The 14,111-nt window shown below is 72.4% G+C and carries 12 protein-coding genes; 7 read left to right on the top strand and 5 right to left on the bottom strand.

Annotated elements, in window-relative coordinates:
* Positions 1–34: 34 nt before the first annotated feature.
* Both speE and speD read right to left on the bottom strand, forming a co-directional pair.
* Positions 35–952, bottom strand: a complete 918-nt coding sequence (gene speE, locus P1V51_13765; GenBank protein MDF1564111.1) for a polyamine aminopropyltransferase — start codon at positions 950–952, stop codon at positions 35–37.
* Positions 949–1,368 carry an adenosylmethionine decarboxylase gene (gene speD, locus P1V51_13770; protein MDF1564112.1) on the bottom strand — a complete coding sequence of 140 codons (420 nt, stop codon included), beginning with the start codon at positions 1,366–1,368 and terminating at the stop codon, positions 949–951. The genes speE and speD overlap by 4 nt, the downstream gene beginning before the upstream one ends.
* A 217-nt stretch (positions 1,369–1,585) precedes the next feature.
* Here speD and P1V51_13775 point away from each other — a divergent pair, with 217 nt between their 5' ends.
* From P1V51_13775 to P1V51_13795, 5 genes are all read left to right on the top strand, one after another.
* The gene (locus tag P1V51_13775; GenBank protein ID MDF1564113.1) at positions 1,586–2,521 is read left to right on the top strand and encodes a hypothetical protein; all 936 of its coding nucleotides are present in this window, start codon (positions 1,586–1,588) and stop codon (positions 2,519–2,521) included.
* A complete protein-coding gene (locus P1V51_13780) occupies positions 2,518–3,561 on the top strand; it encodes an OmpA family protein (protein ID MDF1564114.1) in 1,044 nt (347 codons plus the stop codon). The genes P1V51_13775 and P1V51_13780 overlap by 4 nt, the downstream gene beginning before the upstream one ends.
* A 49-nt stretch (positions 3,562–3,610) precedes the next feature.
* Positions 3,611–5,302, top strand: a complete 1,692-nt coding sequence (locus P1V51_13785) for a mechanosensitive ion channel family protein (protein MDF1564115.1) — start codon at positions 3,611–3,613, stop codon at positions 5,300–5,302.
* A 385-nt stretch (positions 5,303–5,687) separates the two neighbouring features.
* Positions 5,688–6,155 (top strand): Hsp20/alpha crystallin family protein, encoded by a 468-nt coding sequence (locus P1V51_13790; protein MDF1564116.1) that lies wholly within the window; start codon positions 5,688–5,690, stop codon positions 6,153–6,155.
* A 53-nt stretch (positions 6,156–6,208) separates the two neighbouring features.
* Positions 6,209–6,607 (top strand): Hsp20/alpha crystallin family protein, encoded by a 399-nt coding sequence (locus P1V51_13795; protein ID MDF1564117.1) that lies wholly within the window; start codon positions 6,209–6,211, stop codon positions 6,605–6,607.
* Between the two features lie 206 nt (positions 6,608–6,813).
* On the opposite strand, the gene P1V51_13800 is transcribed toward P1V51_13795, so the two are convergent.
* On the bottom strand, positions 6,814–7,926 hold the full coding sequence (locus tag P1V51_13800; GenBank protein ID MDF1564118.1) for a hypothetical protein: 1,113 nt from the start codon (positions 7,924–7,926) through the stop codon (positions 6,814–6,816).
* Between the two features lie 129 nt (positions 7,927–8,055).
* Between P1V51_13800 and P1V51_13805 the strand changes: the two genes are divergently transcribed.
* Positions 8,056–10,260, top strand: a complete 2,205-nt coding sequence (locus P1V51_13805) for an alpha-amylase family glycosyl hydrolase (protein ID MDF1564119.1) — start codon at positions 8,056–8,058, stop codon at positions 10,258–10,260.
* Between the two features lie 8 nt (positions 10,261–10,268).
* Here the strand turns inward: P1V51_13805 and P1V51_13810 are convergent, their stop codons facing one another.
* Together P1V51_13810 and P1V51_13815 are read right to left on the bottom strand one after the other, a co-directional pair.
* On the bottom strand, positions 10,269–11,597 hold the full coding sequence (locus P1V51_13810) for a hydroxymethylglutaryl-CoA reductase, degradative (GenBank protein ID MDF1564120.1): 1,329 nt from the start codon (positions 11,595–11,597) through the stop codon (positions 10,269–10,271).
* Entirely contained in the window at positions 11,594–12,454 is an 861-nt protein-coding gene (locus tag P1V51_13815) for a polyprenyl synthetase family protein (protein ID MDF1564121.1), read from the bottom strand. Before P1V51_13815 ends, P1V51_13810 begins: the two co-directional genes overlap by 4 nt.
* Before the next feature lie 65 nt (positions 12,455–12,519).
* Here P1V51_13815 and crtI point away from each other — a divergent pair, with 65 nt between their 5' ends.
* The gene (gene crtI / locus P1V51_13820; GenBank protein ID MDF1564122.1) at positions 12,520–14,097 is read left to right on the top strand and encodes a phytoene desaturase family protein; all 1,578 of its coding nucleotides are present in this window, start codon (positions 12,520–12,522) and stop codon (positions 14,095–14,097) included.
* The last annotated feature ends 14 nt before the right edge of the window (positions 14,098–14,111 follow it).

Genomic DNA, 14,111 nt, shown 5'->3' on the forward strand with positions numbered 1-14,111 from the left:
GGGTGGCGCAAGGGAACGCGAATCCCCCGGTCTGTCAAGGCCGCTCGACGCCCGCGATCACCTCCTGAACGGCGGGAGGAAGAGCGAAGGCAGCGGCATGCACGGCGGCGGAATAGTAGGCACATCCCGACAGGGCGTCAGCCCGGTTAACGTCAACCTCGGCCGGGTCGTCCCCGGGGGTGGCGATGACCAGATTCCACAGTCCTCCCGGGTAGATGGCCGACCAGCACTGGTAGGCCCGGACCCGCTCGAAGACCTCGCCCAGACCTCGCAGGGCGAGCTGGAGGGCCCGCGGCAGGAAGAACCAGGAGCCCGCCTGAACGGCGACCGCGCCGCCGGGCTGGAGGAGACCCGCGAGGCCCTCGTAGAAGGCCCGGGTGAAGAGGGCCTCGCCCGGGCCCACCGGGTCGGTGCTGTCCACCACGATCAGGTCGTAGCGCTCCCCCGTGTCCTGGACGAACCTCGCCCCGTCCACCACCTGGAGGTGGAAGCGGGGATCGTCCTCCAGGGGGCCCTCCCCGACCGGCCGGCGCCAGATCGAGGGAAGGAGCTCCCGGGCCGCCCTCGGCACCTCGGGGTCGAGCTCGACCAGGTCGACCCGCACGACGTCGGGGTGGCGCAGGGCCTCCCGGGCCGCGCCCCCGTCGCCGCCGCCGATGACGAGCACCTTTCGCTCGCCGTCGCGGCTGCCCTTCCGGCAGAGCCCCGGGTGCACGATGAGCTCGTGGTAGGCCGCCTCGTCGGCCTCGGCCACCTGGACGGCGTGGTCGAGCACCATCAGGCGCCCGAGCCGGGCGGTCTGCAGCACCCGGAGGTGCTGGTAGGGGGTCTGGAGGTCCCGCAGGACCCCCTGCACCTCTACCGACCAGAGGAGGCCGTCACCCCAGCTGTCCGTGTACCAGCGCCCGTCGGGAGATAGGCCATCCCGGCGAACCTGGATGGGTGCAGTCAAGTGGCGGCCTCGGCCCGCGGCAGGAGCGCGTTCTCGTGCTGGGTGCTCTGGTTGGTCTTCATCCGCAGAGGGATCGTCCCCCTCACCTCCTCGCGGTACTCGAAGTGCGAGGCGCCGAAGCGCTCCTGGAGGATCTCCGCCAGGAGAGAGAGGGCCGTGGTGTCGTTGCAGGTGAAGAGGTCCACCGCGGCGAAGCCGTGCTCGGGCCAGGTGTGGACGGCCAGGTGGCTCTCGGCGATCACCACGACGCCGCTGACGCCGTAGGGCGAGAAGTTGTGGAAGACCTCCTCCACCACGGTGCACTCGAGCTCCACGGCCGTCTGTTTCAAGAGCTCCTGGAGGGTCGCGCCATCGTTGAGGATGGCGGGGTCACAGCCATAGAGATCCAGGAGCGCATGGCGGCCGAGGGTCTGCATCCTTTGGGGCCTCCCAGGTGTTGAGGGGCGGCTCGGAGTCGAACCACCCGGCGACGATCTGTGGATGAGCCCGACACTCCTATCAATAAGGAAGGCCGGAAGGCGGGCTTTTAAGGAAACGAGGCCCGGGGTGTCAAGAGAAGGTGGAAAATCGCGGGCTTCGGCGGCGCCGGAGAGGTGCAGTCGACCTCGCTTCGAGCTATTTTCGAGGGGCACCATGAGCCAGCACCCGCCACCGCCCCCCGCCGAGGCCGAAGGGGACACCTCCCCCCGTGCGCTCGCGGGCAGGCCCGTGCACGAGCTGCTGGAGCGGGCGACCCGCACCGGGGTCGGCCGGGCGCTGGGGCGGCGCTTCCTCGCGGCCCTGCGGGGCTCGGAGGATCCGGACGCGCAGGTCGGCGCGGTGCTGCTGCTCTTCCACCTGGCCCGCCGGGGCGACTCGGTCGCCCAGATCGAGTTCATGCTCCTGCGACCCTCCCTCGAGGAGACGATCCCCTACAAGCCACCCGACTTCCTCGGCCGGGACGTCGAGCTCAACCGGCTCTGGGACGACGTGCAGGAGGCCATGACCCGGGCCGATCCCCGGGATCGGGTCCCGGTCTTCCCCTTCAAGGTCGGGCCCTCCCCCGAGGTGGCCCTCTTCGAGGGGCTGCCCGAGCTGCGGAGCCTGGTGACCTCCACCCTGGGTCAGGATCTGCGCCAGCAGGCGGTGAGGCTGGGGGCGATGCTCGACCTCGAGAGCGCCGAGGACATCGAGCGCCTCGAGAGCTTCCTGCGCTCGGTCGGGGCCTGGGCCGCGCTCGAGCCGGAGGCCCGCGGCCTCGCCTGCCTCGGTCACCTCTACCTGGCCGTCCACCTCCGCCGCCACACCATGTTCTCCACCCTCAACGAGCGCCGCAGCGACGCTCTCCGGATCGGCCTCTCGGCCCTCGGGGCCAGCCTCGACTCCCTCCAGATCGCGGCGGCCTTCCTCGCGGCGGAGGGGGATCACGTCGAGGGCCACCAGAAGGTCCTCGAGCTGATCATCGACTACCTGGGCTGGTGTCACCGTCAGGGGCTCGACCCCCTGGCCCCCGAGGCCATCGAGGCCTACGCCGGGGAGGGCCGCCTGCCCGAGATGGTGCTCGCGGGTGGAAGGAGACGCCGCCGATGAGACATCCTCGCTCCCTGCTCCTGATCGTCCTGCTCGCCCTGACCCTCCTCCTCCCGGCGGCCGCCCGGGCCGACGACATCGACGTCGAGCTCGACGGGGTCGTCGGCAAGAAGAAGACGCCGGTCCTGACCCTGCGGGTGAACCGGAAGGTGAAGAGCCTGCAGCTGGAGCTCACCTCCGAGCAGGGCGGGCGGGCCAGCCTCCAGCGCCGGATCGTGCCCGCCGGGGGCAAGCTGCGAATCCCCCTGCAGGCGACCCGCGGCCTGCACCGCTGGAGCGGCACGCTCTCGGTCGCCTTCGCCGACGGTGGGGACGGCGAGATGCCGCTCTCCTTCACCACCTCCAACGCCGGCCCGCTGGAGCTGAAGGCCCGCGGCGAGCGGGAGAAGCTCCTGGCGGGCGAGCTCGAGTTCGGCGTCGATCGCCTGCCGGTGAAGGCCCGCGTCAGCGTGAGCGGGCTGGGGGGCACGGTGCTGGCCGAGCAGGAGCAGTCCTTCGGTGAGGGAGACGACGCGAGCGCGCTGAAGATCGTCTGGACCGTCCCCGAGGGCGCCGGAGAGATCGTCAAGATCGAGCTGAAGGTCGAGGACGAGGTCGGCTACCACAACGGCATCGCTTACTTCCCCTGGCAGGTGGTCATCCCCCACGAGGAGGTGATCTTCGCCTCCGGCAAGTCCGAGATCACCGCCGAAGAGGCGCCCAAGCTCGAGGCGGTGCTGGAGCAGATCCGGGAGATGGCCCGCAAGTACGGGTCCACCGGGGACGCCACCCTCTGGATCGCCGGCCACACCGACACCGTCGCGGCGCCGGACTTCAACCAGAAGCTCTCGGAGGCCCGGGCCCTGGCGATCGGCCGCTACTTCACCCGGAAGGGGATCACGCTGCCGATCCGCTACCGGGGCTTCGGCGAGAGCGCCCTGGCCGTCGCCACCCCCGACGAGACCGACGAGGCGGCGAACCGCCGCGCCGAGTACGTCATCGCCGCCGAGGATCCCTACGTGGGCCGGGCGGTGAGCGGGAGCTGGAAGAAGCTGCGCTGATCCCAGCGTGGGTTCAGGTCAGGTCGGAACCGTTCTAGAAGGGCGGGCCATGAGGAACCTGCTCGTGGCCCGCGTCCTTCCCTCCCTCCTCACGCTCCTGGCGCTCTGCGCCTGGCTCGCCCCGGCGGCCGCCCAGGAGGCCGCCCCGGCCGCGGCCCCGGAGGGTCCCTGCGCGACCCCCTACGCGGCGGTCGACGTGCTGCTCTCCTTCCAGCAGCCGGACAACCTGCGGCCCAAGAAGGCGGCAGCCTGCCTCGATCTCTCCGAGGAGCCCGACGCCTCGGTGGGGCCCGAGCGGGCCCGGCAGATCAAGGACATCCTCGACGCCCGCGGCCTCTGGGTGAAGATGGAGAGCCTGCCCAAGGACCCCGACCACGAGGACGAGGCCGGGAATCGCCGCTACGTCCTCTTCCCGAGCAAGCAGCCCGAGCTCTGGCTGGAGAAGGTGGGCGACCAGTGGCTCTGGAGCGCCTCGTCGGTCAGCCGCGCCCCCGCGCTCTACGCGGACACCTTCGCCGTCGATCTCCAGACCCTCTCCCGGCGCCTGCCGGAGTGGATGCAGGGCTCGGTCCTCGGCCTGGAGATCTGGAAGATCCTGGGCCTGCTGATCCTGATCCTCCTGGCCCTCTTCGTGCGGGTGCTGGTGGTGCTGGTGGTCACCTCCCAGCTGCGCCGGTGGATGGGCAAGCTCGGCGTGACCTGGGGGGAGGAGCTGCTCAACAAGGTCTCCAAGCCCCTGGGGGTCCTGGCGGCGGCCGCTACGGCGGCGCTGCTCCTGCCCGCGCTGCGCCTGCCGGTGAAGACCGCGGCCATGGCCGTGCTGGTGGTGAAGGTGCTGGCGGCCTTCAGCCTGGTCTGGGCGGCCTACCGCCTCATCGACCTCTTCGTCGGCTGGCTGGAGTCGAAGGCGGCGGCCACCGAGACCAAGATGGACGACCAGTTGGTGCCCCTGGTGGCCACGGCGCTGAAGGTCTTCACCGTGGCCCTCGGGGTGGTCTTCGTCCTGCAGAACCTCGACGTGGACGTGGGCAGCCTCCTGGCCGGCCTCGGCATCGGCGGCCTGGCCTTCGCCCTGGCGGCGCAGGACACCGTGAAGAACCTCTTCGGCGCCCTCACGATCTTCCTCGACCGCCCCTTCCACATCGGCGACTGGGTGGCGACCGCGGGCACCGAGGGCGTGGTCGAGTCGGTGGGCTTCCGTTCGGTGCGGATCCGCACCTTCTACAACTCGCTGATCTCGGTGCCGAACGCCCGGGTCGCCGACTCGACCGTCGACAACTACGGCGCCCGGCAGTACCGGCGAGTGAAGGCCACCCTCGGCCTGACCTACGACACCAGCCCCGACCAGATGCAGGCCTTCGTCGAGGGCATCCGCGCCATCCTCAAGGCCAACCCGGCCACCCGGAAGGACGTCTACGAGATCCACTTCCGGGACTTCGGCCAGAGCTCCCTGGAGGTGATGCTCTACTTCTTCCTGAAGGTCCCGGGCTGGAGCGAGGAGCTCAAGGCCCGCCACGACATCTTCCTGGAGATCCTGCGCCTGGCGAAGGAGCTGAACGTCGACTTCGCCTTCCCGACCCAGACCCTCCACGTGGAGAGCGTGGCGGAGGCCGGCAAGACCTTCGAACGGGAGACCCCCGAGGGCCTCGCCGAGGTCATCGCCGCCTTCGGGCCGGAGGGGTCGAAGTCGCGGCCCGAGGGGAGGATGATCACCGAGGGGTACTACGCCGAGAAGCCGTAGGCCTCCTGCGAAGCCGGCCGTACACGTACACGTACACGTGAACGTACACGGCCTTTCCTCGGTCAACGGGCGCGCCGACGGATGCCCGGGAGAACCCGTGTACGGGTACGTGTACGTGTACGTGTACGGAGGAGAGGCGGCGAACCCTTGACACCCCCCAGGGCACTCTTACCCTTCGATCGAACGCAGCGACCGAAACCGGAAACCCCGTGAGATCGGGGCATCGAATCGGCTGAAGCGGAAGTAGCCGCGGGCCCTTGCCCGCAACCAGGAGACGTGTGCCCGGGCGCCCCCCGGGCCTCGAGGAACCGGGCCGTCCGGCCCGCAACAGGAGACGTGTGCCCGGCCTGCGGCCGGGGACCGAGGAGACCAAGGAGGTACCGACATGTTGGTGCGATGGAACGATCAGATGTGGAGCGACGTGGGCCGCGCCCTCGGTGACTTCGACGAGATGCGCCGGCGGATGGCCGACTTCTTCGAGGGCCGCGACTTCTCCGGCCCGGATCTCGGGACGGCCCCGATCTCGGGCGCCTGGCCCCGGGTCCGCCTGGAGGACGATGGCGAGCAGTTCCGCCTCGAGGCCGTCGTGCCCGGCCTGGGGGAGAAGGACATCTCCCTGACCCTCAACCGGAACGTCCTGACGGTGACCGGCGAGCGCCAGCTCACCCTGCCCGAGGGCTACGGCCTGCAGCGGAGGGAGCGCGGCTCGGTGAGGTTCAGCCGCAGCATCGCCCTGCCGGGGCCGGTGGATCCGGACAAGGTCGACGCCAAGGTCCGGGACGGCCTGCTGACGGTGACGCTGCCGCGCGCCGAGGAGGCCAAGCCCAAGCAGATCACGGTGGAGAGCGCCTGAGGGCCGCGGCCACCGAAGGCAAACGAGAACACGAGAAGAAAGTGAGGCAAGTCATGACTCTGACCGAGCTCGAGAAGCGCGAGGACGAGAGCCTGTCCCGCTCCCCGGTGACGAGGGAGCCCACCCGCCCGACCGTCCGCCCCCTGGTGGACGTGTTCGAGAACGACGAGGAGATCCTCCTGGTGGCGGATCTGCCCGGCGTGCCGGCCGGCAACCTGAAGGTGCGGCTGGAGGACGGTGAGCTGACCCTCGAGGGCCGCTGGCACGACACCGAGGACCGCAAGACCCTGGCCACCGAGTACGTCCCGGTGGACTACCGCCGCACCTTCGTGGTGCCCGACGGCATCGACCCCGAGTCGGTGAAGGCCCGGGCGAAGGACGGCGTGGTCACCATCCACCTGCCCAAGGCCGAGGCCTTCCGCCCGCGGGAGATCCCGGTCCACGCGGGCTAGCAACGACTCTCCCCCCCTCCTCTCGCCCTCCCCCGGGCGAGAGGGGACCTCCCCCCAAGCAAGACGGCCCGTCACGCTCTCGCGTGGCGGGCCGTCGTTTCTTGCTTCGGAGCGACCCGGAGGCGGCGCGTAGCCGGCGCAGGGTCGCGGAGCTTCGTGCCCCTGGCCCGAGCTGGGGGGCTCGGGGGGAGCGGACGCTCCCCCCGCTACATGCAGATCCCGTTGTTGGGATCGCCGACGTTCGTGCAGGTCAGGCCGGTCGGGCAGGTCGGGGTCGCCAGCGGGCAGACGATGGCGCAGTAGGTCGGATCCGCCCCGGTGGCGGTCGTGATCACGCACTGCGAGGTCATGCTCTCGACCGTGGGGCAGTCGGTGGCCTCGGTGGCGGGCGTGCAGCCGGGCATGCAGATGCCGGGCTGGCCGGAACCGAAGCTCAGGCAGTCCAGGCCGGCCTGGCAGTTGCCCGCGGTGCCGCCGCACTCGGCGAAGGCGCCCTGGTCACCGGTGGCCGGGGTGTCGCAGACGCCGAGGTTGTAGCCGGGCTGCAGCTCGATGGCGTTGCCGTTCGAGTCGAGCACGCCCAGGCAGCGCTGATCGCCGGTGCAGGTGGTCTCGCAGGCGTTGGGCACGCAGGTCTGGAAGCAGGTGGCCGGGGTGGCCTGGTCGAAGGAGGCGCAGACGCCGGCGTTGTCGGCGCCGCAGAAGCCCTGGGTCTGGTTGCCGCACTCCGCGCCGATGTTCTGGCCGGTGGCCACCAGGGCGCAGACGTCGGTGCAGTCGGCGGGGCAGCCGGTGATGGTCTCGCCCGGATCGCAGGTGCCGTTGCCGCAGGTGATGGGGCAGTCGGCGGCGCAGTTGGTGTTGGTCTCGCCGGCGTCGCAGACGCCGTTGCCGCAGGTGGTGTTGCAGTCGGCGGCGCAGTTCGCCGGGGTCTCGCCCGCGTCACAGGTGCCGTTGTTGTTGCAGACGACCGGGCAGTCGGCGGCGCAGCTGGTGGAGGTCTCACCGGCGTCGCAGGTGCCGTTGTTGTTGCAGGTGACCGGGCAGTCGTTCGGGCAGTTGTCCGAGTTCTCGCCGGCGTTGCAGGTGCCGTTGTTGTTGCAGACCGGGCAGTCCGCCGAGCAGGTGGCCGAGGTCTCACCCGCGTCGCAGGTGCCGTTGCCGCAGCTCTCGGCGCAGTCGGCCGAGCAGGAGCTGGCGTCCTCGCCGGCCTCGCAGGTGCCGTTGCCGCAGACGGCGTCGTCGTCGTCCTTGCCACCGCAGGCCGTGAGGGAGAGAGCGAGCAGGAAGATGGGGAGCAGGCGGAACATCGACTTCATGGGGGTCTCCTCCTTTGGGAGGTCGCAATGGGGAGTGATTTTCAGGCCTCAAGTAGCGAACCTGGAGGGGTAGGGGAAGGCCCCGCGGCCCCTCCATGTCCCCCGTCGCCGCATAGTAAGGTGTGCGGCGTGAGACGCCTTCGCCCGCTCCAGCATTCACTCCGGTCTCTCTCCCTGCTCCTCCTCGCCGCGCTGCCCCTCGGGGTGGCCTGCCCGGCGCCGGTCGACGAACCGGACGGCGGCACCCCGGACGGGGGGGATCCGGCGGCCTGTCTCACCCTCTTCCGCTTCGACGACGGCCGGCCCCACCAGCAGGTGAACCTCGCGGGGACCCTCAACGGCTGGTCGGAGACGGCCGATCGCCTGGCGCCCGACCCGGCCTCCGGCGCCACGGCCTGGGTGCTGGAGAAGGAGCTCTCGGCGGGCGACTGGGCCTACCACTTCCTGGTCGACGGCCGGCCCACCCTCGATCCCCTCCACCTCGAGCGCACCTGGCAGACCGGCGATCTGCGCTCCCTCCGCCGTACCACCGACTGCTCGGAGCCCACCCTCGAGGTCGAGCGCTTCGGCATCGAGGCCGGGCCGGGCGGCGGTCACCTGCGCGCCACGATCCGCTTCACCCCCGGCATCCAGGGGGACGCCCTCGATCCCGCGACCGCCGTGGCCCGCCTCGACGGAGCGGCCCTCCCCGCCTCGGTCCTGGACGAGGCGGCCGGGCTCTTCGAGATCGACGTCCAGAACCTGCCGGCGGGCAAGCACCGCCTCTCGGTGGAGGCCGGCGACCTGGCCGGACGGGCGGCCCCGGCCCGCCTGCTCTCGGCCTGGGCCGAGGCCCGCCCCTTCACCTGGGAGGGGGCGACCCTCTACTTCCCGATGACCGATCGCTTCCGCAACGGCGATCCGGCCAACGACGCGCCGGCGGGGGTCGAGGCCATCTCCGACTACCGCGGCGGGGACTGGGCGGGCATCCAGGCCGCCCTGGAGGAGGGCTACTTCGACGACCTCGGCGTCACCGCGCTGTGGCTCTCGCCCCTGCAGGCGAACCCCGCGGGCGGCTTCTGGGGCACCGACGGGCACCAGCACACCGGCTACCACGGCTACTGGCCCTCGGCGGCGCGGGAGACGCAGGCGCGCTTCGGCACCCTGGCCGAGCTGCAGGCCCTGGTCGAGGCGGCCCACGCCCGCGGCATCCGGGTGCTCGCGGATCTGGTCTTCAACCACGTCCACGCCGAGCACGCCTACGCCGCGCAGGGCGGGTGGCTCAACGGCGACGGCTCCTGCGTCTGCGGCGGGCCGGGCTGCGACTGGAACACCTTCCCGAAGGTCTGCTGGTTCACCGACTACCTGCCGGACCTCGACTGGCGGGTGGACGCCGTCTCCGACGCGATGGTGGCCGACGCCCTCTGGTGGCTGGACGCCGCGGACCTGGACGGCTTCCGGGTCGACGCGGTGAAGCACTTCGAGAAGAGCGCGACCTCGAACCTGCGGGCGGCCCTGGCGGCCCGGGAGGCGGCCGGGAGCGCGCCGGTCTTCCTGGTGGGCGAGACCTTCGTCGGCGAGGGGCAGCACGGCCCGGTGGCCGAGTACGTGGGTGGTGGGCAGCTCGACGGGCAGTTCGATTTCCCCCTCTACTGGACCGCGGTGCGGGTCTTCGCCCGGGGTGAGGGCAGCTTCCTCGACCTCGAGGCCGCGATGGCCGCCGGCGAGGCGACCTGGCCCGAGGGCGCGGTGATGTCCCCCTTCCTGGGCAACCACGACATCCCCCGCTTCCTCTCCCACGCCGCCGGAGACATCGCCGACCTCTACGGCAACGGCTCCAAGGAGCAGGGCTGGAGCGCGCCTCCCCAGGCGCCGGACGCGGACCTCCCCTACGAGCGCGCCCGGCTGGCCTTCGCCTGGCTGCTGACCGGCCCGGGGCTGCCGCTGATCTACTACGGCGACGAGATCGGCCTGCCCGGCGCCGGGGATCCGGACAACCGCCGGATGATGCCCACCGACCCCGGGCCCCGCGGCGGGCAGCTCCTCGGCTCCGTGCAGCAGCTCGGGCAGCTGCGCCGCGAGACGCCGGCCCTGCGCCTCGGCGAGCGCCGCACCCTCTGGATCGACGGCGACTTCTGGGTGCAGGTGCGCGACGCCGGCGGCTCGAGCGTGGCGATCGTGGCCCTCAACCGCGGTGCCACGACCCGCACCGAGACCGTGACCCTCGACGGCGCGCTCGCCGGCATCCCCCGCCTGACCTTCCAGGCGCGGATCGGCGGCGGCGAGGTGGTGGCCACGAACGGTCAGCTGACGATCAGCGTGCCGCCGATGGGCCACGAGGTGCTGACGCCCTGAGGCCCCTTTCAGGGCGCGGGGGAGGCGCCGAGCTCGGCGATGAGCTCGCGGGCGCGCTCCGGCGTGTAGCGGCCCTCGGCGGAGAGCCGGCGGGCGACGATCTCGAGGAGCTCGGCGGGGGCCCGGGCCTCGAGGGCCACCGAGCGGGAGTGGAGGGCCATGTGGCCCCGCTGGATGCCGTCGGTGGCCAGCGCCCGCAGGGCGGCGAGGTTGCTCGCCAGCCCCACCGCGGCGGCCAGCCCGGCGAGGTCGGCGGCCGATCCCACGTCGGCCAGGCGGAGGGCGGCGCGGACCCCGGGGTGCGCCCGGGCGGCGCCGCCAACGACGCCCACGGCCAGGGGCAGGTGCGCCTCCCCCACCAGGGTGCCGTCGGAGAGCACCCGCCAGGTGGAGAGGGGGCGGTAGGTGCCCGAGCGGGCGGCCCAGGCGTGCGCGGCGGCCTCGGCCTGGCGCCAGTCCTGACCGGTGGCGAGGAGCACGGCGTCGAGCCCGTTCATGAAGCCCTTGTTGTGGGTGACGGCGCGGTAGGGATCCACCTCGGCGAAGCGGGAGGCCTCGGCGATCCGGGCGGCGACCTCCGCTCCGTCGGTCCAGCGGGCGTCGGTCAGGGCCTCGGGGGGGATCCGGCAGGTGACCCGCACCCGGCGCTGGTCGGCGTAGTTGGAGAGGATCCGCAGGCCGATCCGCCCGCCGGTGAGCTCGGCGATCGCGGGCGCGATCCCCTCGGCGATCGTGTTGAGCAGGTTCGCGCCCATGGCGTCCAGGCAGTCGACCATCACGTGGACCACCAGGGAGCCGCGCCGCTCCAGCTCGTGGGGCGGCAGCACGCGGGCCTCGACGGCGCGGGCCCCGCCTCCCCGGGCGACCATCCGGGGGATCAGCGTGTTCGCGGTGGCGACCAGCTCGGCCTCGGCGGCGCGGATCCGTCCGGCGGCGGCCTCGGGATCGTCGAGCTCGGTGACGTGGATCTGGCTCGCCATCAGCGCGGCGGTGGTCTCCACCTGGAAGCCGCCGCCGGCGCGAACCCGCAGGGCCGCGCCGGAGGCCGCGGCCACCACGCTGGGCTCCTCGACGACCATCGGGGCCACCCGCTCCTCGCCGTCGACGACGAGGTTCAGGCAGACGCCGAGCGGCAGCCCGTGGATGCCGATCACGTTCTCGCTCATCGCCTCGGCGACGCCGTGATCGAAGCCACCGGCGCAGGAGGCGCCCGAGAGGGTCTCGAGCTCGTCCTCGCTCAGCCAGCCGGCGTCGGCGAGGGCGGCCAGGCGCGCCTCCCGGTCGAGGCGGTAGAAGCCGGGGATGCGGCCCCGGGGGTGTCGGCGATCCATCTTCATGCGCTCTCCTCCACGCGGGTGGCCGTGCTCAGGGTGTCCAGGATCCAGGCCCGCAGGTCGTCCCCGCCGGGCGTGTGGGGGACGGCGTTGGCGGCGTCCCGCACCAGGCCGGTGAGCCGGGTGACCGCGCTGTCCACGCCGAGGCGGGCGACCGCGTTGGGCCGCCCGAGGGCGGCGTCGCGCCCGCCGAGCTTGCCGCTGCCGGCGGTGCTGCCGAGCAGATCCTGCAGGTCGTCGGCGACCTGGTAGGCCTCGCCGAGCAGCACCCCGATGCCCTCCCAGTCCCGCCGGCGCCCGCCGGCCGCGAGGGCGCCGCCCACCAGGGCGGCCTCGAAGAGGGCCCCGGTCTTCAGGCGGTGGTAGGTGCCCAGGTCGGCCTGCGGCTCGGACTCCCAGGCCTGACCGCTGGTGATGCCGTTGGGCGCGCCGACGCAGCCGGCCAGCAGGCGGACGATCCCCGGCAGGCGGCGGGGGTGGCGGGCCGAGGCCGCGGCGACCACCTCGAAGGCCTGCACGATCAGGGCATCCGCGACCAGGATGGCCAGGGGCTCGTCGAAGGCCCGGTGCACCGTGGCGCGGCCGCGGCGCAGGGGGGCGTCGTCGAAGGCCGGGAGGTCGTCCTGGACCAGCGAGGCGCAGTGCAGCAGCTCCACGGCCGCGGCGACGGCGTCCGCCAGCTCCGGATCGTCGTCCCCGCTGGCCTCGGCGGCCAGCAGGGCGAGGCGGGGCCGCAGGCGCTTGCCTCCCGGGAACATCGCGTACTGGATGGCCTGGGCGAGCCGCGGGGGACAGGGATGCTGGATGGCCTTGCTGACGGCGCGCTTCAGGGCGGTCTCGATCCGGAGGGTCTTGTCCATGGGGTGATTGTCTATGCTTCGTTTAATGTTTGTCAAGCTATAAACAAAGACTATACAATGTCCTCATGACGCGAAGCTCGAGACGGCTCCCGGCCCTGGTCGTCGGGGGAGGCATCGGCGGCCTCACCGCCGCCATCGCCCTGGCGAGGGAGGGGCACGCCGTGCAGCTCCTCGAGCGGGCAGCGGTGGTCGGCGGCAAGGCCCGCCGCCTCGAGGTGGGCGGCCGCGCGATCGACGCCGGGCCCACCGTCCTCACCATGGCCTGGGTCTTCGAGGAGCTCTTCGCCTCGGTGGGCGCCAGCCTCCGGGAGCGGATCGTCCTGAACCCCGCCGGCGTCCTGGCCCGCCACGCCTGGGCCGACGGCAGCCGCCTGGACCTCCACCACGAGCTCGAGGAGAGCGCGGCGGCCATCGCCGACTTCGCCGGGGCGAAGGAGGCCGAGGGCTACCGCCGCTTCATGGAGCGGGCCCGCACCATCTACCAGGCGGTGGACGAGATCTTCCTGCGCTCGCAGCGCCCCTCGATCCTCGGCAACTTCTTCCAGCTGGGCTTGATGGGGCTGCCCTTCCTGGCGCGGATCGACGCGATGCGGACGATGGCCGCCGCCCTGGAGACCCACTTCCAGGATCCGCGCCTGCGTCAGCTCTTCGGCCGCTACGCCACCTACAGCGGCGGCTCTCCCTACCAGACCCCGGCCACCTTCAACCTCATCGCCCACGTCGAGCAGGACGGGGTGTGGGTGCCTCGAGGTGGCATCTCGGCGCTGGCCCGGGCGCTGGCCGGGCTCGCCGGCGAGCTGGGGGTGGAGGTGCGCACCGGCGCCGAGGTGGTCGAGGTCCTCGTCGAGGGCGGCGAGGCCACCGGGGTGCTGCTCGCGAGCGGCGAGCGGCTGGACGCCTCCCTGATCGTGCTCAACGCCGACGCGGGCGCGCTGGCGGCCGGCCACCTCGGGGCGGCGGTGCAGGAGGTCGTACCCGCTCCGAGGGAGCGCTCCTACTCGGCCCTCACCCTGGTGGGCGTGGGCCGCCTCGAGGGCTTCCCCCTCGACTTCCACAACGTCTTCTTCTCCGGGGACTACGCCGCCGAGTTCGAGGCGCTGCGCGCGGGCCGCCTGCCGGCGCTCCCCACCACCTATCTGTGTGCTCAGGACCGGGCGCCGGGGCAGCCGCCCCGGGCGGCGGGCGCCGCGGAGCGCTTCCTGATGATCATCAACGCCCCCGCGCTCGGCGCGGGCGAGAACCCCTCCCCCGGGGAGGAGGAGCTGGAACGATGCGAGAGAGCAGCCTTCGAGCTGATGGAGAGTTGTGGACTCCGGGTGCCGCGGCAGGGCCTGGAACACCAGAGGGTGGGGCCGGCGGACTTCGCGCGCCTCTTCCCGGGCAGCCGGGGAGCCCTCTACGGGGCGGCGCCGCACGGGATGATGGCGGGGATGCGCCGGCCGGCGGCGCGGACGCGGCTGCCGGGGCTCTACCTCTGCGGGGGGAGCGCTCACCCGGGGGCGGGGGTGCCGATGGCGGCGCTCTCGGGGCTGCGCGCCGCGGAGGCCGCCACCCGGGACCGGCCTTCGACCTCGCCCCCGATCCGGGTGGCTACCTCTGGTGGTACCTCGACATCGTCTCGGACGACGGACGCCACGCCCTGACGGCCATCCTCTTC

Source organism: Deltaproteobacteria bacterium (genome assembly GCA_029210625.1).
Lineage (GTDB): Bacteria > Myxococcota > Myxococcia > SLRQ01 > SLRQ01 > JARGFU01.